This is a genomic window from Nocardioides kongjuensis (genome assembly GCF_013409625.1).
GTDB lineage: Bacteria > Actinomycetota > Actinomycetes > Propionibacteriales > Nocardioidaceae > Nocardioides > Nocardioides kongjuensis.
The window spans coordinates 4242725-4263890 of sequence record NZ_JACCBF010000001.1 but is presented as its reverse complement, the minus strand read 5'-3'; the positions used below and the strand labels follow the sequence as shown (position 1 = coordinate 4263890).

Genomic DNA, 21166 nt, shown 5'->3' with positions numbered 1-21166 from the left:
GGTTTCCTGCGTGAGCGAAGAGCAGGAGTACCTCCGGCTGGCATCGGCCGACAACTTCCGTGACGTGGCCGGCACCGGCTACGCGACGCGCGACGGCGGCAAGGTCCGCACCGGCGTCTTCTACCGCTCCAACGACCTGCGCCTGACCGGCGACGACTTCGAGGCGCTGCAGGCGATCGGCCTGACCGCGGTCATCGACCTGCGCTCGCCCACGGAGATCGCGGTGCACCCCGACCCCGAGGTCCCCGGCGCCGAGAACCTCCACTTCGACGCCATCGGCATCCCGATCGAGCGGCTCTCCAGCCTGACCAGCCGCGCCGAGGCGGTCGCGCTGATGGACGAGGTCTACCGCGGCTTCGTCGTCGAGGAGCACTGCCGCACGGCGTTCGGCGGCGTGCTCCGCCAGCTCGCCGCGGGCGGTCCCCAGCTCTTCCACTGCTCACAGGGCAAGGACCGCACCGGCTGGGTCGCCGCCCTGCTCCTGCACGTCGCCGGCGTCGACGACCCCACGATCGAGAGCGACTACCTGCTCACCAACGCCCGCAGCGCCGCCTCCCGGGCGCGGGTGGAGGCCGAGATCGAGAAGCACGGCGGACCCGACCTGGTCGCCGTCTACGAGCCGACGCTCGTGGTCGACGTGGAGTACCTCGACGCCGCCTGGGCGGCCGTCGAGGAGCTGTACGGCGACCGGTCGTCGTACCTCCGCGACGGGCTGGGTCTCGACGACACCACCCTGGGCCGGCTGCGCGACCTGCTCCGGGACGCCTGACCCGACCGCCTCGGCGCTGGGCGGCGGGCGGCGGTCGATGGGGTTGCCGGCGCTGTAACACGTAGTTCGCTGCTCTACCCGCCGCAAGTCAGCTGTGGCAGCCCCGTACAGAGTGGGTCCCAGGTGGTCTTGGGGCGGGTAGAGCACCAGACAACGTGTTACAAGCCGACGGGTGACGTCCCGCGTCGTGGTGGAGTTTCCTCGACACCGTGCGGGTCAGTGGTTCTCATGATGCCGTCATGAGTTCGGGCTTGGCCACCTCCTGCTCGGTCTTGTTGGTGCCGGTGATGAGTTCCATGGAGTGTTCGGACAGATAGCGACGTTCGGCGGTGACCTGCCATTCGTCGTGGGCTTCGACCAGGACGGCCCCGGCCAGCCTGAGCAGGGCCTCGGGGTTTGGGAAGACGCCGACGACGTCGGTGCGGCGTTTGACCTCCTTGTTGAGCCGCTCCAAGGGGTTGGTCGACCAGATCTTTTTCCAGTGCGACACCGGGAACCCGGTGAACGCGAGGAGGTCGTCGTGGGCATCACGCAACATCTGCTCGACCTTGGGCAGCTGTTTGCCGAGCATCGCCGCGATGACCTCGAACTGCTCACCAACGTGCTCGGCGTCGGGTTGGGCGAAGATCGTGCGGATTGCGGCGGCGACCATCTCAGCGTTGCCCTTCGGTACGACCGCGAGGACGTTGCGCATGAAGTGGACCCGGCACCGCTGCCAGCTCGCGCCGACAAAGACAGCGGCGATCGCTGTCTTCAGGCCGGTGTGGGCGTCGCTGATGACCAGCTGGACACCACCCAGGCCGCGGGCCTTCAGACCGCGCAGGAACGCGGTCCAGAACGCCCCGTCCTCGCTGTCCCCGACGTCGAACCCGAGGACCTCACGGCGCCCGTCGGCGGTGACTCCGGTGGCGATCACGACGGCCTGGGACACCACGCGACGGTTCACGCGGGCCTTGCAGTAGGTGGCGTCGAGGAACACGTACGGGTAGGTGATCTCGCCCAGCGACCGGTCGCGGAACGCGCCGACTTCCTCGTCGAGGTCCGCGCAGATGCGGGAGACCTCGGACTTGCTGATCCCGGTGTCCGCGCCGAGTGCTTTGACCAGGTCGTCGACCTTCCTGGTCGAGACACCGTGGAGGTAGGCCTCCATCACCACCGCGAACAAGGCCTGGTCGACCCGTCGTCGGCGTTCGAGCAGTGAGGGGAAGAAGGATCCCGACCTCAGCTTCGGGATCCGCAGTTCCAGGTCGCCGGCGGTCGTGGACAGGGTCCGCGGCCGGGAGCCGTTGCGCTGTGTCGTGCGTTGGTCGGTGCGTTCCCAGGGGCCGGCGCCGATCACCGCGGTGAGCTCGGCGTCGATCAACGCCTGGTAGATCGTCTGTGCCGCGGTGCGGACGCGGTCCTCGACCCCGCCGGCCTGCATGGCTTCAAGTACCTCGAGTAGTGCAGCATTGTCCAAGGCCATCGTGCTTCGTGTCCTATTCGTGAGTGTCTGTCGCAAGTACTCACTGACCGTCGCACGATGGCCGCCTACGTCACCGGCAACACGACGAACCTCAACGCCGAGGAACTACACCACTCGGCGGGACGTCACCAGCCGACGTACCCGAGCTGCCGGCAGTCACGCCGACGCCGCACCGCCCCTCGGCGCTGTAACACGTGATTCGCCGCTCTACCCGCCACAAGTCACCTGTAGCAGCCCCGTACAGGGCGGTTCCCAGGTGGTCTTGGGGCGGGTAGAGCAGCGATCAACGTGTTACAGCGCCCGCAGACCAGCCACGTCAGGCGCCGAGCCGCTCCCGCTCGGCCGCGATGGTGGTGTCCTCGCCGTGGCCGGTGTGCACGACCGTGTCGCCGGGCAGGTCGAACAGCCTGGCCCGGATCGAGGCCTCCAGCGTGGGCCGGTCGCTGAACGAGCGACCCGTCGCGCCCGGACCACCGTTGAAGAGCGTGTCACCGGTGAACACACAACCCAGGTCCGGCGCGTAGAGACACACCGCCCCCGGCGCGTGGCCCGGGGTGTGCAGCACCCGCAGCGTCGTCCCACCCACCTCCAGGGTCTGCCCGTCAGCGAGGTCCACGTCCCACAGGTACTGGGTGTGGGTCAGCTCCCACAGCGGCCTGTCGTCGGGGTGCAGCAGGATCGGAGCCCCCGCACCGTTGTTGACGGCCTCCCGCAACGCGGGCGCGACCCGGACGTGGTCGTCGTGGGCATGGGTGCACACGATCGCCTTCACCCGCCGCTCCCCGACCACCGCGAGGATGTCCTCGACCGAGTGCGGGGCATCGATCACCACGCACTCCGTGTCGTCACCGACCACCCACACGTTGTTGTCGACCTCGAAGGTCTCCCCGTCCAGGCAGAACGTCCCCGACGTCACCGCATGATCGACCCGAGCGCTCCCAGCAGCCATCAGAGGATCACCACGGACCGCAGCACGTCGCCGTGGTGCATCTTGTCGAACGCGGCCTCGATGTCGCCGATCCCGATCTCCTCGGTCACGAACGCGTCCAGGTCGAGGCGACCCTGCTGGTACAGGTCGACCAGCATCGGGAAGTCACGGCTGGGCAGGCAGTCGCCGTACCAGCTGGACTTCAGCGCACCACCGCGGCCGAACACGTCGATCAACGGCAGGTCCGGGACCTTCATGTCCGGCGTCGGGACGCCGACCAGCACCACCGTGCCGGCCAGGTCACGGGCGTAGAACGCCTGCTTCCACGTCTCCGGACGACCGACCGCCTCGACCACCACATCGGCACCCTCGGCACCCTCGTAGGTCTCCCCACAGATCCGCTTGATCTCCGCCACCGGATCGGTGGCCGAGGAGTCGACCACATGGGTCGCACCCATCTCGCGTGCCTTGGCCAGCTTCTTCGCGTCGATGTCGACCGCGATGATCGGCGAGGCACCCGCCAACGCCGCCCCCGCGATCGCAGCCACACCGACACCACCGCAACCGATCACCGCGATCGACTTCCCGCGACCCACCGCACCGGTGTTGATCGCCGCCCCGATACCGGCCATCACCCCACAGCCCAGCAGACCGACCGCAGCCGGACGAGCCTTCGGGTCGACCTTCGTGCACTGACCGGCAGCGACCAGGGTCTTCTCCGCGAACGCACCGATCCCCAACGCCGGGGACAGCTCCGTGCCGGCATCCTCACCCTCGGCCAGCGTCATCCTCTGCGTCGCATTGTGCGTGTTGAAGCAGTACTGCAGGTCACCCCGACGACACGCACGACACTCACCACACACCGCCCGCCAGTTCAACACCACGAAGTCGCCCGGAGCCACCGACGTCACGTCCGGACCGACCGCCTCCACGATCCCGGAGGCCTCGTGACCCAGCAGGAACGGGAAGTCGTCGTTGATCCCACCCTCGCGGTAGTGCAGGTCCGTGTGGCACACCCCGCACGAGAGGACCTTCACCACCGCCTCGCCCGGACCCGGGTCGGGCACGTTGATCGTCACGACCTCCACCGGCGCCCCCTTCGCGAGCGCGACGACGGCCTTCACCTGCTGACTCATGTACTCCCTCTCCTCACAGATCCAGGACGATCCGCGCGCCACGGCACCGCGACACGCAGGGCATCATCATCTCGCCGCTCTCGCGCTCCTCGTCGCTGAGGACGTGGTCGCGATGGTCCGGCTCGCCTTCCAGGACGACCGTCTCACACGTGCCGCACACGCCCTCCTGGCACGAGCTGAGCACCCGGATCCCGGCCCGGGTGAGCGCGTCGAGCACGGTCTGGTCGGCGGCCACGGGGATCTCGGTGCCGTCGGCGATCTCGACCACGAACGCGTGGTCGCCCTCGCGGACGGCGTCCCCGTCGCCGGTGAACCGCTCCAGCACCAGGTGGGTGTCGGGTCGGGCGGCGGCGTAGTCCTCGAGCGCGGCCAGCAGCGGCGCGGGGCCGCAGGCGTAGACGTCGGCGTCGGCACCGCCGAGCCCGTCGAGCGCGGTGGCCAGGTCGATCGGTCCGCCGTCGGTGTCGACGTGGCGGACCACGCGGTCGCCGTACGACGCCAGCTCGTCGACGTACGCCGCCGCGGCCTCGCTGCGCGCGAGGTGCAGCAGGCGCCAGTCCGCGCCGGCGGCCTCGGCTGCCGCGGCCATCGGCAGGATCGGGGTGATCCCGATGCCACCGGAGACGAGCACGATCCGGCGCTCGCCGACGACGAGCTCGAAGTCGTTGCGCGGCGCGGAGGTCACCAGCTCGTCGCCGACGGCGAGGGCGTGGTGGACGTGGCGGGAGCCGCCGCGGCCCTCGGTCTCCTCGAGCACCGCGATCCGCCAGGTGTCGGCGCCGGGCGCCGAGCACAGCGAGTAGGAGCGGGTGAGCTCGTCGGTGAGCACGAGGTCGACGTGGGCGCCGGGCGTCCAGCCGGGCAGCGGGGTGCCGTTCGCCGGCGCGAGGACCAGCTCGCGGACCCGCTCGGCGACCTGGCGCGCGGCCGCCACGCGGACCCGGACCTCGCCGGTCACGAGAGTCCCTCGGCGGTCGCGGCGACGGCGCCGGAGTGGACCAGCTCGACGGCCTTGCGCAGCCACGGGTAGAGCACACGGTCCTGGGTGAGGTGCGCGACCGGCTGCCCCTGCTCGTCCTCGCTGCCGCGGACCAGCGCGCGCACGGCCCGGCTGGTCGGGGCGAGCCCGTCCTCGGTGACCTCCTCCTGCAGGATCCGCAGGTCCAGCGCCTGGGCGGCCATGAGCAGCTCGATGGCGACGACGGCCTCGATGTTGGCGACGACCTGCCGGGCGTGCCGGCCGGCGTTGTTGGCCATCGAGACGTGGTCCTCCTGGTTGGCGCAGGTGGGGATCGAGTCGACGGAGTCGGGGTGCGCGAGGGTCTTGCAGTCGGAGACCAGCGCGGCCGCGAGGTACTGCGGGAGCATGTAGCCGCAGTCCATGCCGACCTGCGCGCTGTTGACGAGCATGTCCGGCAGGCCGCGGTTGAGCGTGCCGTCGTCCATGCGGAACAGCCGGCGCTCGGTGATGTTGCCGATCTCGGTGACGGCGATGGCGAGGAAGTCGGCGGCGAAGGCCATGTACTCCGCGTGGAAGTTGCCGCCCGAGACGGCCTTCAGCGACCGCGGCAGCGCGGGGAAGATGAGCGGGTTGTCGGTGGCGGCGTTCATCTCGTTCTCGACGAGGCCGGCCACGAACCTCAGGGTGTCGGTGATCGGCCCGAGGACCTGTGGCACGCAGCGCAGGGAGTACGCGTCCTGCGGGGGCTGCCGCACCGGGTCGCGGTCGCGGTCGCCGTCGACCAGGCTCGCGCCGGTGAGCAGCTGCCGGATCCGGGCCGCGACCTCGATCTGGCCGGCCTGGCCGCGGGCCTCGTGCAGCTCGGCGATGAACGCGTCGCCGAAGCCCTTGAGCGCCTCGATCGACATCGCAGCGGTGACCAGGTTGGTGTCGAGCAGGTTCTGCGCGTCGTGCAGCGCGAGCGCGACCTGGGCGCAGGAGAACGACGTGCCGTTGAGCAGCGCCAGGCCCTCCTTCGCGGCGAGCGCGATCCGCTCCAGGCCCGCGTCGGCCATCGCGTCCGCGCCGCTGACGACCCGGTCGCCGTCGGCGAGCACCTCGCCGGAGTTCCGGGCGTCCTCCTCGGCGCTCTCGCGCCCCGCGACGCCCTTGGTCATCACGACCGCGAGGTGGGCCAGCGGGATCAGGTCGCCGGACGCGCCGAGCGAGCCGTACTCCGGGATCGCCGGGTGCACGCCCGCGTTGAGCATGTCGACGACGAGCCCGGCGACCTCCGGGCGGACGCCGGAGTGGCCGGAGAGCAGGCTGACCGCGCGGATCAGCATGGTGGCGCGGACCAGCTCGCGGTCGACGTACCGTCCGATGCCGGAGGCGTTGCTCAGCACCAGGCGGCGCGACAGCTCCGCCGCGTCGGCCGGGTCGGCGAAGGCCTGGCGTCCGGCGAGCGAGCCGAAGCCGGTGTTGATCGAGTAGATCGGCCGCTCCAGGCCCGCGGCCTCGACCCACTCCTGGCTGGCGCGCAGGCGCTCGTCGACGGCCGCGTCGAGCTCGACGCGCGCGCCGTGGCGGGCGACGGCGACGAGGTCGGTGAGCGTGAGCCGGGCGGAGCCGAGGACGACGACGCGGTCGGCGGTCTGCGTCAGGTGAGCGGTCATGGGCACATCGTCGCGGAGGGCCGCCACACACCGGCAACGCGGATTCTCATGACGCGGGAACCTTCGTTGTCCGGGGTTTCCGGCCGCTCCTACCGTCCCGGCATGAACATCGCCGACGACCCGTACGACGACGCGAACCTGACCGACCCGTACCCGCTCTTCCAGCGGATGCGCGAGGCCGGTCCGGCCGTGTGGCTGGACAAGTACGACGTCGCGGCGTTCTCCCGGTTCGCCGAGGTCCGCGAGATCCTCGTCGACCACGAGACCTTCATCTCCGGGGCTGGTGTGGGGCCCCGGAACTACCACCACCAGCCGCCGTGGCGCAAGCCCGGCATCCTCGACTCCGACCCGCCGATGCACACCCCGCTGCGCACGGTGATGGCCGACGTGATCAGCCCGCGCAACATGCGCCCGCTGCGCGCCGGGTTCCAGGAGTTCGCGACGCCGCTGGTCGACAAGCTGCTCGACATGCGGGAGTTCGACGCGATCACCGACCTCGCCGAGCTGTTCCCGATCCGGGTCTTCGGCGACGCGGTCGGCATCCCACGCGAGGGGCGGGCCGAGAACCTGCTCCCCCACGGCGCGATGAACTTCGCGCAGTTCGGCCCCGAGGACGCCCGCTACGAGCACTACATGCGGGCGGGCGAGCACACCATCGAGTGGACGATGAACAACTGCGCCCGCGAGAACCTCAGCCCCGACGGGCTCGGCGCCAAGATCTGGGCGCACGCGGACGCCGGCGTGGTCGCCCCGGAGGAGGCCGCCGTGCTCGTGCGGGCACTGCTCTCCGCCGGCCTGGACACCACCGTGATCGCGATCGGCAACACCCTGCGCTGCCTGACCGCGAACCCCGACCAGTGGGACCTCGTGCACGCCACGCCCCGGCTCACGAAGTTCGCGATCGACGAGGCGCTGCGCTTCGAGTCGCCCTTCCAGTCGTTCTTCCGCACGACCTCGCGCGAGGTCTCCTTCGGCGGCGTCACGCTGCCCGAGGACAGCAAGCTGATCGTGTTCCCCGGCGCCGCGAACCGCGACGTCGAACGCTTCGGCCCCGACGCCGACCAGTACCGGATCGAGCGCGAGGCCGGCGGCCACCTGACCTTCGGCATGGGCATCCACCAGTGCGTCGGCCAGCCGATCTCCCGCCTGGAGATGGACGTCCTGTTCGGCGAGCTCGCCCGGCGGGTGCGCTCGATCGAGCCCGCCGGCGAGCCGGTGCCGTTCCTGCACAACACGCTGCGCGGGCTCAGCTCGCTGCCGGTGCGTATCGTCCCGGCATGACCTCTCCCGGTTTCGTCGCCGCCCTCGTCGCCGAGCTCGGGGAGCGCTGCCGGGTCGTCACGGACGGCGACCTCCTGGCGTCGTACCGGCAGGACATGGCGACCGTCGTCCCTGGTGGCCTGCCGTGCGCGGTCGTGCTGCCCCGGACCACGCAGGACGTGTCGGCTGCGCTGCGGCTCGCTTCGTCGTACGGCGTGGCGGTGGTGCCGCGCGGCGCCGGGACGTCGCTGGCCGGCGGCGCCAGCGCGGTCGAGGGCTGTCTCGTCCTCTCGACGGAGGCGATGTCGTCCATCCGGTCGCTCGACCCCCTGGACCGGGTCGCCGTCGTCGAGGCGGGCGTGGTCAACGCGGCGCTGGACCGGGCGGCGGGCGAGCACGGCCTGATGTTCGCGCCCGACCCGTCGAGCTGGGAGATCTCCACCGTCGGCGGCAATGTCGCCACCAACGCGGGCGGGCTGCGCTGCGTGAAGTACGGCGTCACCCGCCAGTCGGTGCTCGGTCTCGAGGTCGTGCTCGCCGACGGCCGGGTCGTCTCGACCGGGACCCGGACCACCAAGAACGTCGCCGGCTACGACCTCACCGGGCTGCTGGTCGGCTCCGAGGGCACCCTCGGCGTGATCACCGCCGCCACCGTCCGCCTGTCCCGCCGCCCAGTCGTGCCGCCGACGACCGTGGTCGCGGCGTTCGCGTCCTTGGAGGCGGCCGGTGAGGCGGTCGCCCTGGTCGTGGCCCGCGGGCCGGAGGTGTCGTTGCTCGAGCTGCTCGACGGCACGACCCTGCGCGCCATCGACGCCTGGAAGCGGATGGGCCTGGCCGGCATCGAGGCGATGCTCGTCGTCCAGGTCGACGGCCGCTTCGCCGGCGACGCCGCCGCTGTCGCCTCCCTGTGCGAGGAGGCCGGCGCCGTCGACGAGCCCGCGGTCTCGACGGACCCGCAGGAGTCCGAGGAGCTCCTCGCCGTCCGCCGCCTCGCCTACCCCGCCGCCGAGCAGCTCGGCCAGTGCCTGGTCGAGGACGTCGGCGTACCCGTCTCCCGGCTTCCCGAGATGATCCGCCGGATCGATGCCGCTGCCGCCCGGCACGGCGTCACCGTGCTGACCGTCGCCCACGCCGGCGACGGCAACCTCCACCCCACGTTCGTCTTCGATCACGGCGCTGTGGGGATCCCGGCTGCGGTTGCCGCCGCGGCCGACGAGGTGTTCGCCGCCGCCCTCGAGCTCGACGGCACCATCACCGGCGAGCACGGCGTCGGCGTGCTCAAGGCGCACTGGCTCGAGCGCCAGGTCGGCGCCGACTCGATGGAGCTGCACCGCGCGGTGAAGAAGGCGTTCGACCCGCTGGGGATCATGAATCCGGGCAAGCTGCTCGCCTGAGCACGTGACCCGCCGTCCGCCCAAGCCGGCACCGAGCTCGTCGAGTAGGAGCGAGCGCCAGCGAGCGACGTATCGAGACGTCTCATCACGTCTCGACACGTCCTCGCCCAGGGGCTCGGACTACTCGACGAACTCGGAGAGACGACAGCGGGGACCGGACGTGCCCGCCCGGTCCCCGCCACTCACCCTCACCGCCCCGGGCCCTCATTCCCAGGCGGTGAGCACCTCTGCGAGCACGGCCCGCAGGTCCGGGTCACCGACGGTGATCCGGACGCCTTCGCCGGCGAACGGCCGCACCAGCAGGCCGCGCGCGCGGCACAGGTCCGCGAGCTCCGACGCCCGGTCGCCGAGCGGGAGCCAGACGAAGTTCGCCTCCGAGTCCGGTACGACGACACCGCGCGCGCCGAGCAACGCGGTCACCCGCGCGCGCTCCTCGCGGGTGGCCGCCACGCGAGCGGCGAGCACCGACGGGTGGGCGAGCGAGGCCAGGGCGGCGGCGACGGCCACCGACGAGACCGGGAAGGGCGGGAGGACGGATCGGACCGCCCCGGCGACCTCCGCGGACGAGACCAGGTAGCCCGCGCGCAGGCCGGCGAGCCCGTGCGCCTTGGAGAAGGTGCGCAGCACGACCACGTTCCCCCGCCGGGCCAGCTCGGGCACCGACATCGACGCGGGCCGCGAGCGTGCGTCGTACTCCGTGTAGGCCTCGTCCAGCACCACCAGCACGTCCGGCGGGACGGCGTCGAGGAAGTCCGACAGCGCGGACCAGGGGACGACGGTGCCGGTGGGGTTGTTCGGGTTGCAGACGATCGCGACCCGCGTCGACGGCCCGATCGCTGCCGCCATCGCCGCCAGGTCATGGGCCCCGGAGTCGGTGAGCGGCACCTGGACCGACCGCCCGCCGGCGACCTGGACGCTGAGCGGGTAGGCCTCGTACGAGCGCCACGCCATCACGACCTCGTCGCCGGGCCGCAGGTAGGCCAGCAGCAACCGGTCGAGCAGCGGCAGCGCCCCGTCGGCGACGGCCACGGCCGCGTCGGGCACACCCAACGAGGCAGCGAGCGCGGCCGACAGGTCGGCGCCCCCGATCAGCGGGTACCGCGTCGCGCCCGACACCGCAGCGAGCGCCGCGTCCAGGACCGGACCGGTCAGCCCGCCGGGCGCCTCGTTCGAGGACGCGCGGACCCGGACCGGGACGGGGCCGGGCGTGACGGAGGAGTACGCCGTCAGCCCGGCCAGCTCCGGCCGGGCCGACGGGCCTGCGGGAGCAACGCTCACGCCAGCACCTTCGACAAGAACGCCTGCGTGCGCGCCTCCCGAGGCCGCTCCAGCACCTCGGCCGGCGGACCGGACTCGACGACCACGCCACCGTCCATGAAGTAGACGCGGTCGGCGACCTCGCGGGCGAAGCCGAGCTCGTGGGTGACCACGATCATGGTCATCCCGTCGTCGGCGAGCTGCCGCATCACGGCCAGCACGTCGCCGACCAGCTCGGGGTCGAGCGCCGAGGTCGGCTCGTCGAACAGCATCAGGTCGGGCTGCATCGCCAGCGCCCGGGCGATCGCCACCCGCTGCTGCTGGCCGCCGGAGAGCTGCGAGGGGTAGTTGTCGACCCGGTCGGCGAGTCCCACCCGGTCGAGCAGGGCCCGCGCCCGCCTCTCGACGACCGAGCGCTTCTCCCGGCGGACGACGATCGGCCCCTCCATCACGTTCTCCAGCGCGGTGCGGTGCGCGAACAGGTTGAAGCCCTGGAAGACCATCCCGATCCCGGAGCGGCGTACGGCGACCTCGCGCTCGTTGAGCTCCTTGAGCTTGTCGCCGTGCGGCCGGTACCCGACCCGGTCGCCGCCGACCCACATCTCCCCCCGGTCGAACTTCTCCAGGTGGTTGATGCAGCGCAGGAAGGTGCTCTTGCCGGACCCGGACGGCCCGAGCAGGCACACGACCTCGCCACGGGCGACCGACATGTCGATGCCCTTGAGCACCTCGACGTGACCGAACGACTTGTGCACGTCCCACGCCTGGAACATCGGCTCCTCGCCGACCTCGACCGCACTCATGCGACTGCCTCCCCCTTGCGCGCGGCACGACTGCCCTTGCGGCTGACCCGGTGGTTGGAGAAGCCGCGGCCGAAGTGCCGCTCGATGAAGTACTGACCGACGGAGAGCACCGCCGAGATCGCGAGGTACCAGGCTGCTGCCACGAGGAGCAGCGGGATCGTCTGGTAGGTCCGCGAGTAGATGTTGGACGCGGTGGTCATCAGCTCGGTGTAGCCGATCACCAGCACCAGCGCGGTGTGCTTGAGCATCCCGATGGTCTCGTTGCCGGTGGGCGGGATGATCACCCGCATCGCCTGCGGCAGCACGACCCGGCGCATCACCTGCGAGCGCCGCATGCCGACCGCGCTGGCCGCCTCGGCCTGGCCCGGCGGCACCGAGAGGATCCCGGAGCGCACGATCTCGCTCATGTACGCCGCCTCGTTGAGCCCGAGGCCCAGCAGGGCAGCGGTGAGCGGCGAGATCAGCTCGTTGGCGCTCCAGGACATGCCGCCGACGCCGATGGTCGGGTAGAGCGCGGCGAGGAAGTACCAGAACAGGAGCTGCACCAGCAGCGGCGTACCGCGGAAGAACCAGGAGTACGTCCACGCCGCCGACGACAGGATCGGGTTCGGCGAGAGCCGCAGCACGGCGATCACGACGCCGAGCCCGACGCCGATCGCCATCGCGGCGGCGGTGAGCATCAGCGTCTTCGCGACGCCCTGCAGGATCGGCTGGGCGAACAGGTACTCGCCCACGACGTCCCACTGGAACCGCTCGTTGCCGACGACCTGGGTGATCCCGCCTGCCACGATCAGGAGGACCACCGCGGCCATCGCCCACCGGGCGGGGTGCCGGGTGGGGAGGACCACGCGGGCGTCCCGCCCGTCCCGTGCGGACACGGGACCGGCGGGAGCGGGGGCGGAGCTGTCGGTCACGGGAACCGAGGTCACTGCGTGCCGCCGTTGATGGTGAAGTCGTCGATGGCGCCGCTCTCGAGGCCGTACTTCTCCAGCGCCTTCTGGTACTCACCGTTGTCCTTGAGCGCCTGGAGCGCCTGCTGGACGGCCTTCTGCAGCTCGTCGGTGCCCTTGGCGAACACGATGCCGAACGGCTGCGACTCGTAGGGCTTGCTCATCACGAGGCCCTCGGTCTGCGAGGCGGCGTAGGCACCGGGCGCGCTGTCCATCAAGATCGCGTCGACCCGCTCGTTCTGCAGCGCGAGGATGACCTGGTTCTGGCCCGGGAACACCGTCGCCTTGATCGGGTCCTTGCCGTCGGCCTCGCACTGCTTGGAGGCCTCCTCGGCCTGCGGGACCTCGGTGGTGCCCTTGACGACCGCGACGGTGGTGCCGCACATGTCGGCCAGTGTCGTGTACTTCCCGGCGTCCGCCTCGTGGGTCATGATCCCGGCGCCCGCGGCGAAGTAGTCGACGAAGTCGACCTCCTTCTGCCGCTCGAGGTTGTCGGTCATCGCCGACATCGCCATCTGGTAGCGACCCGAGGCCAGGCCCGGGATGATCGCGTCGAAGGCGATGTTGTCGAACTCGATGTCGATGCCGAGCTGCTTCTCCAGCCCGTCGGCGATCTCGCGGTCGATGCCGAGGACCGTCTTGTTGTCGGTGTCGAGGAACTCGAACGGCGGGTACTCGACGTTGCTCGCGATCGTGATCGACTTCTCGCCCTGCAGGTCCTTCGGGAGGGCGCTGTGCAGCGGGGCGGACTTGTCGTACGACGGCTTCTCGTCGGCCTCGCTGCTGCCACCGCACGCGGACAGCAGGACGGGCAGGGCGAGGGCGAGAGCGGCGGCGGACAGGGAGAGGTGGCGGGGTCGCGTCATGATGCGGTGCGCTCCTGGCGGCTGGTGGGTGTCGTGGATCACAGGAGGATCCGGCCGCGGAGCAGGCCACAACAATCGCGGTTCCCACGGTGTGGGAAACCTGCGTTTCGGTGACGTTATTTCTCGGTGGCGAGCAGGTCGACGCGGTGGTCGTCGTCGTCGAGGAAGCCGCCGTCCGCGACCCGCACGCACTCGCTGCTGGTGATCGCGAAGCCGAGCAGCCGCTCGCCGTGCTTGGCCTGGGAGAGCCCGAGCCGGAGGCCGTCGCGCCCCAGGTTGGCCCAGGGACGAGTGCCGTCGGCGCCCTCGGTGACCACGGACCAGCCGGCGGCCACGAGCGCCTCCCGGGCGGCGGCGAACTGCGCGGGGACCTCGGCGGGCGTGCCGGCGACCGCGCCGCCGCTGCGGTAGGTCACGCCGGGCGCCGGCTCGGACTGGCAGTACTCCGCGACCCCGGCCGCGCGGGTGACCTCGAGCCCGGCACCGGTCAGCAGGTCGACGACCTCCCGGGTCCGGGCGACCACGGTGTCCTGCAACGCGGCCAGCTCGGCGGTGCCCTCCCGGTCGTCCACGCCGCACCCTCCCAGGGCCAGTACGACGGCCAGCGCCGCCGCGCCAAGGCTAGGCCGCGATCGGCGGCTAGGGAACGTCATCGGCCCGGGTGTCGGAGCGTCCGGGGACGTTGGTCGTCGGGTCGCGGTCCTTCTCCGGGTCGACCGCCCACCGCCACCACGGGTCGTAGCTCTGCGCGGCGCCGTTGACCTGGTCCCCGTGGCCGTCGACGATCTTGCCGAGGTTGTAGAGCGACTCGGACTCGTGGTCGTAGTAGCGGCTGTGGTCGTCGAAGTTGCGGATGCTGCCACGGTCGACCGACTCGGCCTCGAACCGGTGGGCGCCGAAGTCCTCGGAGGACGGGTCGACGCCGAGCCCGCCGGGGTTGTGGTACCAGCCCTCGTCGCCGAAGAAGGCGACGGCGTCGCGGCTGTTGCGACCGTCGTAGACGTGGTCGGCACCGACGCTGAAGTCGGCCGCGGTGTCGGCCGGGCCGGCGCCGGGGCTGCCGATCAGCACGACGTCGTCGGCGGCCAGGCCGTGGTCGACGGCGGCGTAGGACGTGGTGGTGGACCCGTAGCTGTGCCCGATCACCGTCAGGTGGGCGGGGTCGCCGGATCGCGAGGCACGCAGCCCCTCGACGGCGTCGGCGAGGCGCTGCCCGCCGTCCTCGGCGCGGCCGGTCGTGATCGTGTCGAGGTCGACCGCGCCCTCGGGGGTGTTGTAGCCGAGCCAGAACAGGGTCGCCACCGACGAGCCGTCGCCGTTGTAGCGGGCCGACTCGTAGAGCCGGATCGCCTCGTCGGTGTAGCCGCCGACGTCGTCCATCTCGGACTTGATGCCCGGGACCTGCACCGAGACGTCGTCGGCGGTGTCGAGGTCGCCGACGCCGACCGCGACCCGGCCGTCGCCGTCGAAGGCGGCCGGGTCGTAGAGCCAGAGCGTGCCCCCGGGCTTCTCGCCCGTCGTCGGGTCGACGAAGCCGTCGGCCTTCTCGACGGCCTTGCGGGTCGCGTCGGCGTTCGCGAGCACCTTGCGCTCGTCGGCGGAGATGGTGCCGTCCGCCTCCTTCGCGCCCAACCGTGCGAGGTCGTCGTCGAGCAGCACCCGGTTGGCCTGGTCGCGTGCGTCCGCGGGCAGCCCGTCGGCGGAGCCGATCAGGCTCGGGTAGGCGGCGATGACGGCCTCGCGCTCGGCGTCGGTGAGGTGCTCCCACCAGTCGCGCACCTGCGCGGGAGCGGCGCCGGTGCCGGGCGCTCCCGGTTGGTGCATCGCGTCGCGCGCCGCGTCCGGCACGCCGCCGTCGGCCGAGAGCCCCTCGGCGAGGGTGTCGGCCGCCTGGAACGCCTGGCGCAGCAGGTCCTCGTTCTCCCGGACCCGGCGCTGCAGGGTGTCGTGGTCGGCCACCAGCGTGGCGTAGTCGGTGCGCAGGTCGGTGGCCCGCTCCCGCAGCGCGGCCACCACCTCGGGCGTGGCCTCGGTGGTCGCGTTGATGTCGGCGATCAGGGTGGTCCGGCGCTCGTCGAGCCCGGCCTTGCGCTCGACCAGCGTGTCGTGGGTGCTGGTCAGGTCGCGCAGCGTGTCGGCGTACGACGTCACGGCGCGCCCCACCCGGCGCACCGTCCCGGCCATCGCGGCGTGCTCGGTGGCGGCCTTGCCGGAGGCGACGACGTAGGCGTCGTAGGCGACTCCCCACCAGTAGCCGGTGAGGTTGCGCAGCTGCGTGGCCTCCTCGCCGAACTCCTCGCAGCGGGCGGCGGCGGTGTAGAGGGTCTCGGCGAGGGTGTCGCACTGCGCCGCGTCGCCGGGCGGCTCGGGCAGCGTGGCGGGCTGGGAAGCCGGGACCTCGATCGTGACGCTCACCGCTCGGGTCCCAGGCGGCCGTCGAGCTCGGCGAAGCGCTGGTCGACGCTGTCGTCGGTGGTGAGGTAGTCGTCGGAGGCGGCGGTCAGCGCGTCGGCGAAGCCGCGCGCGATGACGGCGCTCTCGCCGGCGAAGCCCGACCAGCGCTCCAGGAAGAGCGTCCCGGCGGGCTGCGCGCTGGGCGGCAGGCCGGCGGTGCTCGCGGCGTCGAGGGCGGCCTTCGAGCCGGTCATCAGCTGGTCGAGGCGCTGCCAGTCGGCGATCGACCGGCGTATCGCGTCGTACTCGAGGCCGGAGACGCTCATCGCCCGGCCTCCAGCCGGTGCAGCGCCGACCGCACGGTCAGAAAGAACCGCCCGGTGGAGGGGACCAGGACCAGGTCGAGCTCCTCGCGGCCGTTGCCGGCCGGCCGACCCGCGAGCACCCGCGGCATGCCGTCGGGCGGTGCGAGCACCCGCCAGCCCTCCTCACCCAGCGTCCGCGCGGCACCGTCGATGGTGCCGGTGGCGGCGACCGGGTCGACGGCCAGCAGGGTCCAGGTGGCCTCGTGGCGCTCCAGGCCCGGTCTCGGGCCGGTGGTCCACCCGGCCCGCTGCTCGTCGGGGGCGACGTCCCCGACGAGCCGCTGCCAGAGCCCGGCCACGCGGGCCAGGCAGGCGGCGGTCGCCTCCTCGACGCCGGCCTCGATCGGGGTCGCGCCCGCATCGGCCTCGTCCGGAGCCGCCACGGGCGGCAGCAGGACCAGGTCGACGTCGGGATGCCGTCGCCGCACGACCGACCAGAACGGGTCGGCAGCCACCCGGGCCGCCGCCTCGGGTCCACCCAGGAAGGCCATGCCCCTCCCTTCCCGAGCGATCCGGCGACGAAACCGGGAGGGGGATCAGGCGTCGATCTCGGCCGACATCTCGCCCGCCGCGGCCCGCAGCAGCCGGGTCGTGCGACGGACCCACTCGGCGTTGTCGCAGCGGTCCGAGGGCCCCGCGATGGTCAGCGAAGCGGCGCACTCGCCGTTGCTGAAGACGGGGACGGCGACCGCGATCGCGCCCTCCTTGAACTCGCCGCGCGACACGGCGAGCTGGTCGCGCCGTACCTGGGCGAGCGCCGCCGGCAGCTCGTCGGGCTTGATGGTCGCCGCGGAGTAGCTGACCAGGTTGGCGAGCGCGACCTCGACGATCGGGCGTGGCGCGTAGGCGAGGAGCAGGCGCTGCCCCGCTCCGGCGTACAGCGGCAGCAGCTCGTTGATCCGGAAGGCATAGCGGTCGGGAGCGGGCGAGACGGACTGGCGCAGGCAGATGGCGTGCGAGCCCGCGCGTACGGCGAGCACCGCGGTCTCGCCGGTCTGGTAGGTCAGCGTGCGCAGGTACTCGCCCGCGACCTCGGCGAGCCGGGTGTGGGTGAGGTGCTCGCCGGAGATCTCCATCAGCCGCCAGCCCGGCACGTAGACGCCTTGGGACTCCTCGATCAGGCCGTAGTCGCGCAGCGAGCGGACGTAGCGGTACGCCGTGCTGGTGGCGAGGCCGAGCTCCTCGGCGACCTCGGCGACGCTGACCTGGCCGTTGCGGGCGATCGCGATGAGGACGTCGAGTCCGCGGGTGAAGGAGTTCTGGGCCATGGCAGTGCTCGGGTCGGACGGGTCGGGTGGACGGGTCAGATGGACGGGGGCAGGTTGACCGGCTGGGTCGGCTCCTCGGCGGCCTCGGGGCGCGGTGGCCGGCCGGGGATGTGCTGCTTGTGGACCTTCTCGGTGCGCGGGTCGAGGAGGATCTCGTGGGAGTCGCCGTCACGGCCGTCGAAGCGGACCGTGACGGTCTCGAAGCCCTTGTGCCGCTGCATCTGGGCGTACATCGCGTAGGCGCGGCGGTCGGCCTCGGTCAGGTCGACGGAGTCGGTGAACGGCGTCAGCAGGGCGCGCGGCCACAGCCTGCGGGCGAGCACGACGTTGACCTCGATGCCCAGCACGCCCATCACGGCACCGATGTAGAGCAGGCCCATCAGGCCGAGGACGACCCCGAACGTCTCGGTCATGTTGTTGCGGTGGGTGCTGGCGACGACGTTGGTGACGTACCAGGTACCGATCCACTGCAGGGCCTGCCACAGCACCGCGACCGTGAAGCCGCCGGGCGCCGCCCGGATGCCGCGGTCCCGGATCGCCCGCGCCGCGGCCATCCGCAGCAGGACCGTCATCATCGACCCGAGCAGGACCAGGGACAGCAGGCGCACCAGCCAGTGGAACCAGCCGTGGGTCGACAGGTCGCCGACCAGCTTGGTCTCGGTGAGCACCGCCGAGCCGACGAAGACGGTGAAGATCGCGGTGCCGGCCACCGCCAGGATGAACAGGCTGTTGACCCGCGTCATCACCGGGTGCGGACGGCTGTTGCGCGGCACCGCCCAGGCCGCCGACTGGACGTTCTGCAGGGCCAGGCCCAGCCCGAGCGCACCGTACAGGGCCGTCAGCGAACCCACGATGATGCCGCCGGTCGACCCCTGGATGCCCTCCGGCCGCCCCAGCGCGTCGCCGATGATCGGGAACTGGCCCAGCGCCGAGTCGAGGACCTGCTCCTGGAGCGCCGGGCGGCCGTCGAGGATGAAGCCGAGGATCGACGTGCCGAGCAGCATCAGCGGGAAGATCGAGAGGAACGCGTAGAACGTCAGGATCGCCGCGAGGTAGTTGCCCTGGTCGTCGAAGAACTTGTAGACCACAGCGAGCGGGAAGCCGGCAGCGGACTTCCGCCGCTGCGCCCGATCGATGTCTCCGACAAGTCCCACAGGCGCAACCTATGACATCACTCCCACGCGCCACGGGAGGGTCGGCCCCTGCGGACCGAGGAGGCTCAGGCCAGCAGCGCGGAGATGCCGATCGCGACCGGTGCGGAGGCCAGGGTGGAGACGAAGATCGCGTCCCGGGCGAGCAGCACGCCGCGCTCGTACCTCATCGCCACGACGAACACGTTCTGCGCCGTCGGGAGTGCCGAGAGCAGGGTCACCGCGAACAGGTCGGTGCCCCCGAGGCCGACCCCGAACCGCCCGACGAGGTACGCCGCGACCGGCTGCACCACCATCTTCAGCGAGGTCACGGTCGCCAGCGCGCGCGGCGTGACCCCGCGTCCGGGCAGCGGTCCGAGGCGCAGCGCGACGCCGTACGCGATGAGCATGGCGGGCACGGCCATCCCGCCGACGAGCGCCAGCGGCGCGTGCACGACCTGCGGGAGCTCGGTGTCGGTGGCGGCGAGGAGCAGGCCGCCGAAGGACGCGATGGTGAGCGGGTTGGTGACCGGCCGGGACAGGATCTTCAGCAGGGACGGGCGCCGTGGGCTGGTCACCACGTCGAGGACGGTCAGCGCGAGCGGCTGCAGCACCAGCAGCTGCATGAGCAGAGCGGGGACGACCAGGGCGGCGTCTCCGAGCGCGTAGGCCGCGATCGGGATGCCGAGGTTGCCGGCGTTGACGTACGCCGAGCACAGCGTCGCGACCACCGACGTGCCGGCGTCGAGGCGGCGCACCCGTGCGATCACGGCCATCGACCCGGCGCTGACGACCACTCCCGCCGCCGTCGCGACCAGCGGACCGGACAGCACCCGCGACGGGTCGGAGTCCTCGAGCACGGTGACGAGCAGCGCCGGGCTGGCGAGGTAGAAGGACGTGAGCGACAGGCTGCGCTGGCCGGCCAGGTCGACGATGCCGCGGTCGGCGAGGAGCGCGCCGAGGGCGATGACGATCGCGATCGTCCCGAAGCCCTCCAGCACACCGCCCACGGGTCGATCCCATCACCCGGCCTGCGCGGCGGGGTGTCAGGGGTGCAGCGGCGGCATCCCGGAGCCCGCCGAGGCGGCGGCTCCCGACAAGAACGCCTCGATCGCCTCGGCCGCGGTGTGCCGCGGCGCCCAGTCGAGCTCGGCGCGAGCCCGGTCCGTGGCGAGCAGCGGCACGGCGAGCAGTGCGTCCGCGAGCGAGCCGGGCACGCCGACCAGGTGGGCCAGCCAGCCGAGGTCGAGGGCACCGCTGACGATTCGCGGCGGTACCTCGACGGTGGGCGCGCCGACGAGGTCGCCGAGCTCCTCGCGTCGCAGGACCCCGGCACCGGCGAGGTTGAACGCCCCGGTGACCGGGCGTTCGACCGCGGCGACGACGGCACGGGCGACGTCCTCGGCGTGCACCGCCTGCAGCCGGAGCCCGCGGGGCACGGGCAGCGCCGGGATCAGCCGGGTGTCGAGCATCCGGGGCCGCAGCAGGGGCCCGCCGAAGATCCGCCGCTGCTCGCTGGCCGCCGAGCGCTGGAACACGAACGCCGGCCGGATCCGGACCACCCTCGTCCGGCCACCGCCGGACGCCTCGAACGCGTCGAGGACACGCTCGTTGTAGGCCTTCTCCCGGCAGTACGCCGCCGGCGACGACCCGTCGGTCTCCCAGCCCTCGTCGACGAGGTCGTCGTGGTGGGCCGGGGAGTAGGCGGCCACGGAGGAGGCGCAGACGAGCGCCGGGACTCGCTGGCGTCGTACGGCGGCCAGCAGGCGCCGGGTCCCCACCGCATTGGTGCGCCAGGTCTCGTCCGGGCGGTGGGTCGGCTGGAACTTCCAGGCGAGGTGGACGACGGCGTCGGCGCCCTCGAGCACCGCGTCGAGGTCGTCGGTGCCGACGTCGGCGCTCCGCCAGGTGACCGACCCCTCCGCGACGGCGCGGTCGGTGAGCTCGGGACGACGGCGAGCGACCCCCACGACCTCGTGGCGGCCGCCGGCGGTCAGCTCGCGGAGCGTGGCGCTGCCGATGTTGCCGGACGCGCCGGTGACGACGACCTTCACGCCAGGATCCGCTGCCGCGCGGTCGTCAGGTGCAGCTGCGCCAGGGTGGCGAGCTGCCGGTCCGACCGGTCGACGAGGTCGTCGAGGAGCGCCGCGTCCAGACGTGGGTCGTCGTCGGCGACCGCACGCAGCGCGTCCCAGCCGCTGCGCTTGCCCCACACGGCGATCCGCAACGCCTCGATCTCGACCAGGTCGGTGAGGGGCGCGCGGGTCAGGATCCGCCCGTTCGGCTTCAGCCGGCCCAGCTCGGCGCCGACCCTCGCCGCCACCGTCCCGAGCGTGCTCGGGGACGTCCCGACGTCGTGCATGATCCGGCGCAGCGTCTCGCGTTCGTCGGCCACCTCGTCGGCGAGGCCGGCCAAGGCAGCGGCGACCTCCGCGATGGTGTGGGTGCCGGCGACCCGGCGGAACAGGGAGACACCGGCCGTCGATCCTGCCCAGTGGTGCTGCAGGTAGCCGTGGAGAACCTCGTCGTCCATCCTCCCGGCGTACCCGTTGCGGCGTGGGGCAG

The 21166-nt window shown here is 72.1% G+C and carries 21 protein-coding genes; 3 read left to right on the top strand and 18 right to left on the bottom strand.

Annotated elements, in window-relative coordinates; translation table 11 throughout:
* The first annotated feature begins 10 nt into the window (after nt 1–10).
* Nucleotides 11–769, top strand: coding sequence for a tyrosine-protein phosphatase (locus BJ958_RS20530; RefSeq protein WP_179728708.1), 759 nt, complete (start codon nt 11–13; stop codon nt 767–769).
* A 226-nt stretch (nt 770–995) separates the two neighbouring features.
* Here the strand turns inward: BJ958_RS20530 and BJ958_RS20525 are convergent, their stop codons facing one another.
* The 5 genes from BJ958_RS20525 to BJ958_RS20505 all read right to left on the bottom strand — a co-directional run bounded on the left by BJ958_RS20525 (nt 996) and on the right by BJ958_RS20505 (nt 6914).
* Nucleotides 996–2234: an IS256 family transposase gene (locus BJ958_RS20525; RefSeq protein WP_179725696.1), complete on the bottom strand. Its 1239-nt coding sequence runs from the start codon at nt 2232–2234 to the stop codon at nt 996–998.
* A gap of 316 nt (nt 2235–2550) precedes the next feature.
* Nucleotides 2551–3183: an MBL fold metallo-hydrolase gene (locus tag BJ958_RS20520; protein WP_179728707.1), complete on the bottom strand. Its 633-nt coding sequence runs from the start codon at nt 3181–3183 to the stop codon at nt 2551–2553.
* Nucleotides 3183–4298, bottom strand: a complete 1116-nt coding sequence (locus BJ958_RS20515) for an S-(hydroxymethyl)mycothiol dehydrogenase (protein WP_179728706.1) — start codon at nt 4296–4298, stop codon at nt 3183–3185. Before BJ958_RS20515 ends, BJ958_RS20520 begins: the two co-directional genes overlap by 1 nt.
* A gap of 13 nt (nt 4299–4311) precedes the next feature.
* Nucleotides 4312–5256: a 2Fe-2S iron-sulfur cluster-binding protein gene (locus tag BJ958_RS29160; protein ID WP_179728705.1), complete on the bottom strand. Its 945-nt coding sequence runs from the start codon at nt 5254–5256 to the stop codon at nt 4312–4314.
* Nucleotides 5253–6914: an HAL/PAL/TAL family ammonia-lyase gene (locus tag BJ958_RS20505; protein WP_179728704.1), complete on the bottom strand. Its 1662-nt coding sequence runs from the start codon at nt 6912–6914 to the stop codon at nt 5253–5255. The genes BJ958_RS29160 and BJ958_RS20505 overlap by 4 nt, the downstream gene beginning before the upstream one ends.
* 102 nt (nt 6915–7016) lie before the next feature.
* Here BJ958_RS20505 and BJ958_RS20500 point away from each other — a divergent pair, with 102 nt between their 5' ends.
* Complete coding sequence (locus tag BJ958_RS20500) at nt 7017–8195, top strand: cytochrome P450 (protein WP_179728703.1); 1179 nt, start codon at nt 7017–7019, stop codon at nt 8193–8195.
* Complete coding sequence (locus tag BJ958_RS20495; protein WP_179728702.1) at nt 8192–9568, top strand: FAD-binding oxidoreductase; 1377 nt, start codon at nt 8192–8194, stop codon at nt 9566–9568. Before BJ958_RS20500 ends, BJ958_RS20495 begins: the two co-directional genes overlap by 4 nt.
* A gap of 204 nt (nt 9569–9772) precedes the next feature.
* On the opposite strand, the gene BJ958_RS20490 is transcribed toward BJ958_RS20495, so the two are convergent.
* The 13 genes from BJ958_RS20490 to BJ958_RS28135 all read right to left on the bottom strand — a co-directional run bounded on the left by BJ958_RS20490 (nt 9773) and on the right by BJ958_RS28135 (nt 21134).
* Nucleotides 9773–10846, bottom strand: coding sequence for a histidinol-phosphate transaminase (locus tag BJ958_RS20490; RefSeq protein ID WP_179728701.1), 1074 nt, complete (start codon nt 10844–10846; stop codon nt 9773–9775).
* Entirely contained in the window at nt 10843–11628 is a 786-nt protein-coding gene (locus BJ958_RS20485) for an amino acid ABC transporter ATP-binding protein (protein WP_281367196.1), read from the bottom strand. Before BJ958_RS20485 ends, BJ958_RS20490 begins: the two co-directional genes overlap by 4 nt.
* Nucleotides 11625–12542, bottom strand: coding sequence for an amino acid ABC transporter permease (locus BJ958_RS20480; RefSeq protein ID WP_343052757.1), 918 nt, complete (start codon nt 12540–12542; stop codon nt 11625–11627). The genes BJ958_RS20485 and BJ958_RS20480 overlap by 4 nt, the downstream gene beginning before the upstream one ends.
* Nucleotides 12543–12553: 11 nt before the next feature.
* Nucleotides 12554–13444 carry an ABC transporter substrate-binding protein gene (locus tag BJ958_RS20475; RefSeq protein ID WP_179728700.1) on the bottom strand — a complete coding sequence of 297 codons (891 nt, stop codon included), beginning with the start codon at nt 13442–13444 and terminating at the stop codon, nt 12554–12556.
* 116 nt (nt 13445–13560) lie between these two features.
* The gene (locus tag BJ958_RS20470; protein WP_179728699.1) at nt 13561–14016 is read right to left on the bottom strand and encodes a hypothetical protein; all 456 of its coding nucleotides are present in this window, start codon (nt 14014–14016) and stop codon (nt 13561–13563) included.
* 67 nt (nt 14017–14083) lie between these two features.
* Nucleotides 14084–15859 carry an alpha/beta hydrolase gene (locus BJ958_RS20465; protein WP_179728698.1) on the bottom strand — a complete coding sequence of 592 codons (1776 nt, stop codon included), beginning with the start codon at nt 15857–15859 and terminating at the stop codon, nt 14084–14086.
* Nucleotides 15856–16164 carry a hypothetical protein gene (locus tag BJ958_RS20460; protein WP_179728697.1) on the bottom strand — a complete coding sequence of 103 codons (309 nt, stop codon included), beginning with the start codon at nt 16162–16164 and terminating at the stop codon, nt 15856–15858. Before BJ958_RS20460 ends, BJ958_RS20465 begins: the two co-directional genes overlap by 4 nt.
* A complete protein-coding gene (locus BJ958_RS20455) occupies nt 16161–16694 on the bottom strand; it encodes a hypothetical protein (protein WP_179728696.1) in 534 nt (177 codons plus the stop codon). The genes BJ958_RS20460 and BJ958_RS20455 overlap by 4 nt, the downstream gene beginning before the upstream one ends.
* Nucleotides 16695–16739: 45 nt before the next feature.
* Nucleotides 16740–17471, bottom strand: coding sequence for an IclR family transcriptional regulator (locus BJ958_RS20450; protein ID WP_179728695.1), 732 nt, complete (start codon nt 17469–17471; stop codon nt 16740–16742).
* Nucleotides 17472–17506: 35 nt separating this feature from the next.
* Nucleotides 17507–18625 carry a YhjD/YihY/BrkB family envelope integrity protein gene (locus tag BJ958_RS20445; RefSeq protein WP_179728694.1) on the bottom strand — a complete coding sequence of 373 codons (1119 nt, stop codon included), beginning with the start codon at nt 18623–18625 and terminating at the stop codon, nt 17507–17509.
* Between the two features lie 65 nt (nt 18626–18690).
* Nucleotides 18691–19611, bottom strand: a complete 921-nt coding sequence (locus tag BJ958_RS20440) for an AEC family transporter (protein ID WP_179728693.1) — start codon at nt 19609–19611, stop codon at nt 18691–18693.
* A 36-nt stretch (nt 19612–19647) separates the two neighbouring features.
* Nucleotides 19648–20655, bottom strand: a complete 1008-nt coding sequence (locus BJ958_RS20435) for an NAD-dependent epimerase/dehydratase family protein (RefSeq protein WP_179728692.1) — start codon at nt 20653–20655, stop codon at nt 19648–19650.
* On the bottom strand, nt 20652–21134 hold the full coding sequence (locus tag BJ958_RS28135; RefSeq protein WP_179728691.1) for a hypothetical protein: 483 nt from the start codon (nt 21132–21134) through the stop codon (nt 20652–20654). Before BJ958_RS28135 ends, BJ958_RS20435 begins: the two co-directional genes overlap by 4 nt.
* Nucleotides 21135–21166 lie beyond the last annotated feature (32 nt).

What these genes read in the sequence shown, in the direction of transcription:
- BJ958_RS20455 (WP_179728696.1), bottom strand. Translation starts at nt 16,694, where the DNA reads ATGGCCTTCCTGGGTGGACCCGAGGCGGCGGCCCGGGTGGCTGCCGAC.
- BJ958_RS20495 (WP_179728702.1), top strand. Translation starts at nt 8,192, where the DNA reads ATGACCTCTCCCGGTTTCGTCGCCGCCCTCGTCGCCGAGCTCGGGGAG.
- BJ958_RS20525 (WP_179725696.1), bottom strand. Translation starts at nt 2,234, where the DNA reads ATGGCCTTGGACAATGCTGCACTACTCGAGGTACTTGAAGCCATGCAG.
- BJ958_RS20505 (WP_179728704.1), bottom strand. Translation starts at nt 6,914, where the DNA reads ATGACCGCTCACCTGACGCAGACCGCCGACCGCGTCGTCGTCCTCGGC.
- BJ958_RS20485 (WP_281367196.1), bottom strand. Translation starts at nt 11,628, where the DNA reads ATGAGTGCGGTCGAGGTCGGCGAGGAGCCGATGTTCCAGGCGTGGGAC.
- BJ958_RS20460 (WP_179728697.1), bottom strand. Translation starts at nt 16,164, where the DNA reads ATGAGCGTCTCCGGCCTCGAGTACGACGCGATACGCCGGTCGATCGCC.
- BJ958_RS20515 (WP_179728706.1), bottom strand. Translation starts at nt 4,298, where the DNA reads ATGAGTCAGCAGGTGAAGGCCGTCGTCGCGCTCGCGAAGGGGGCGCCG.
- BJ958_RS20520 (WP_179728707.1), bottom strand. Translation starts at nt 3,183, where the DNA reads ATGGCTGCTGGGAGCGCTCGGGTCGATCATGCGGTGACGTCGGGGACG.
- BJ958_RS28135 (WP_179728691.1), bottom strand. Translation starts at nt 21,134, where the DNA reads ATGGACGACGAGGTTCTCCACGGCTACCTGCAGCACCACTGGGCAGGA.
- BJ958_RS20500 (WP_179728703.1), top strand. Translation starts at nt 7,017, where the DNA reads ATGAACATCGCCGACGACCCGTACGACGACGCGAACCTGACCGACCCG.
- BJ958_RS20450 (WP_179728695.1), bottom strand. Translation starts at nt 17,471, where the DNA reads ATGGCCCAGAACTCCTTCACCCGCGGACTCGACGTCCTCATCGCGATC.
- BJ958_RS20475 (WP_179728700.1), bottom strand. Translation starts at nt 13,444, where the DNA reads ATGACGCGACCCCGCCACCTCTCCCTGTCCGCCGCCGCTCTCGCCCTC.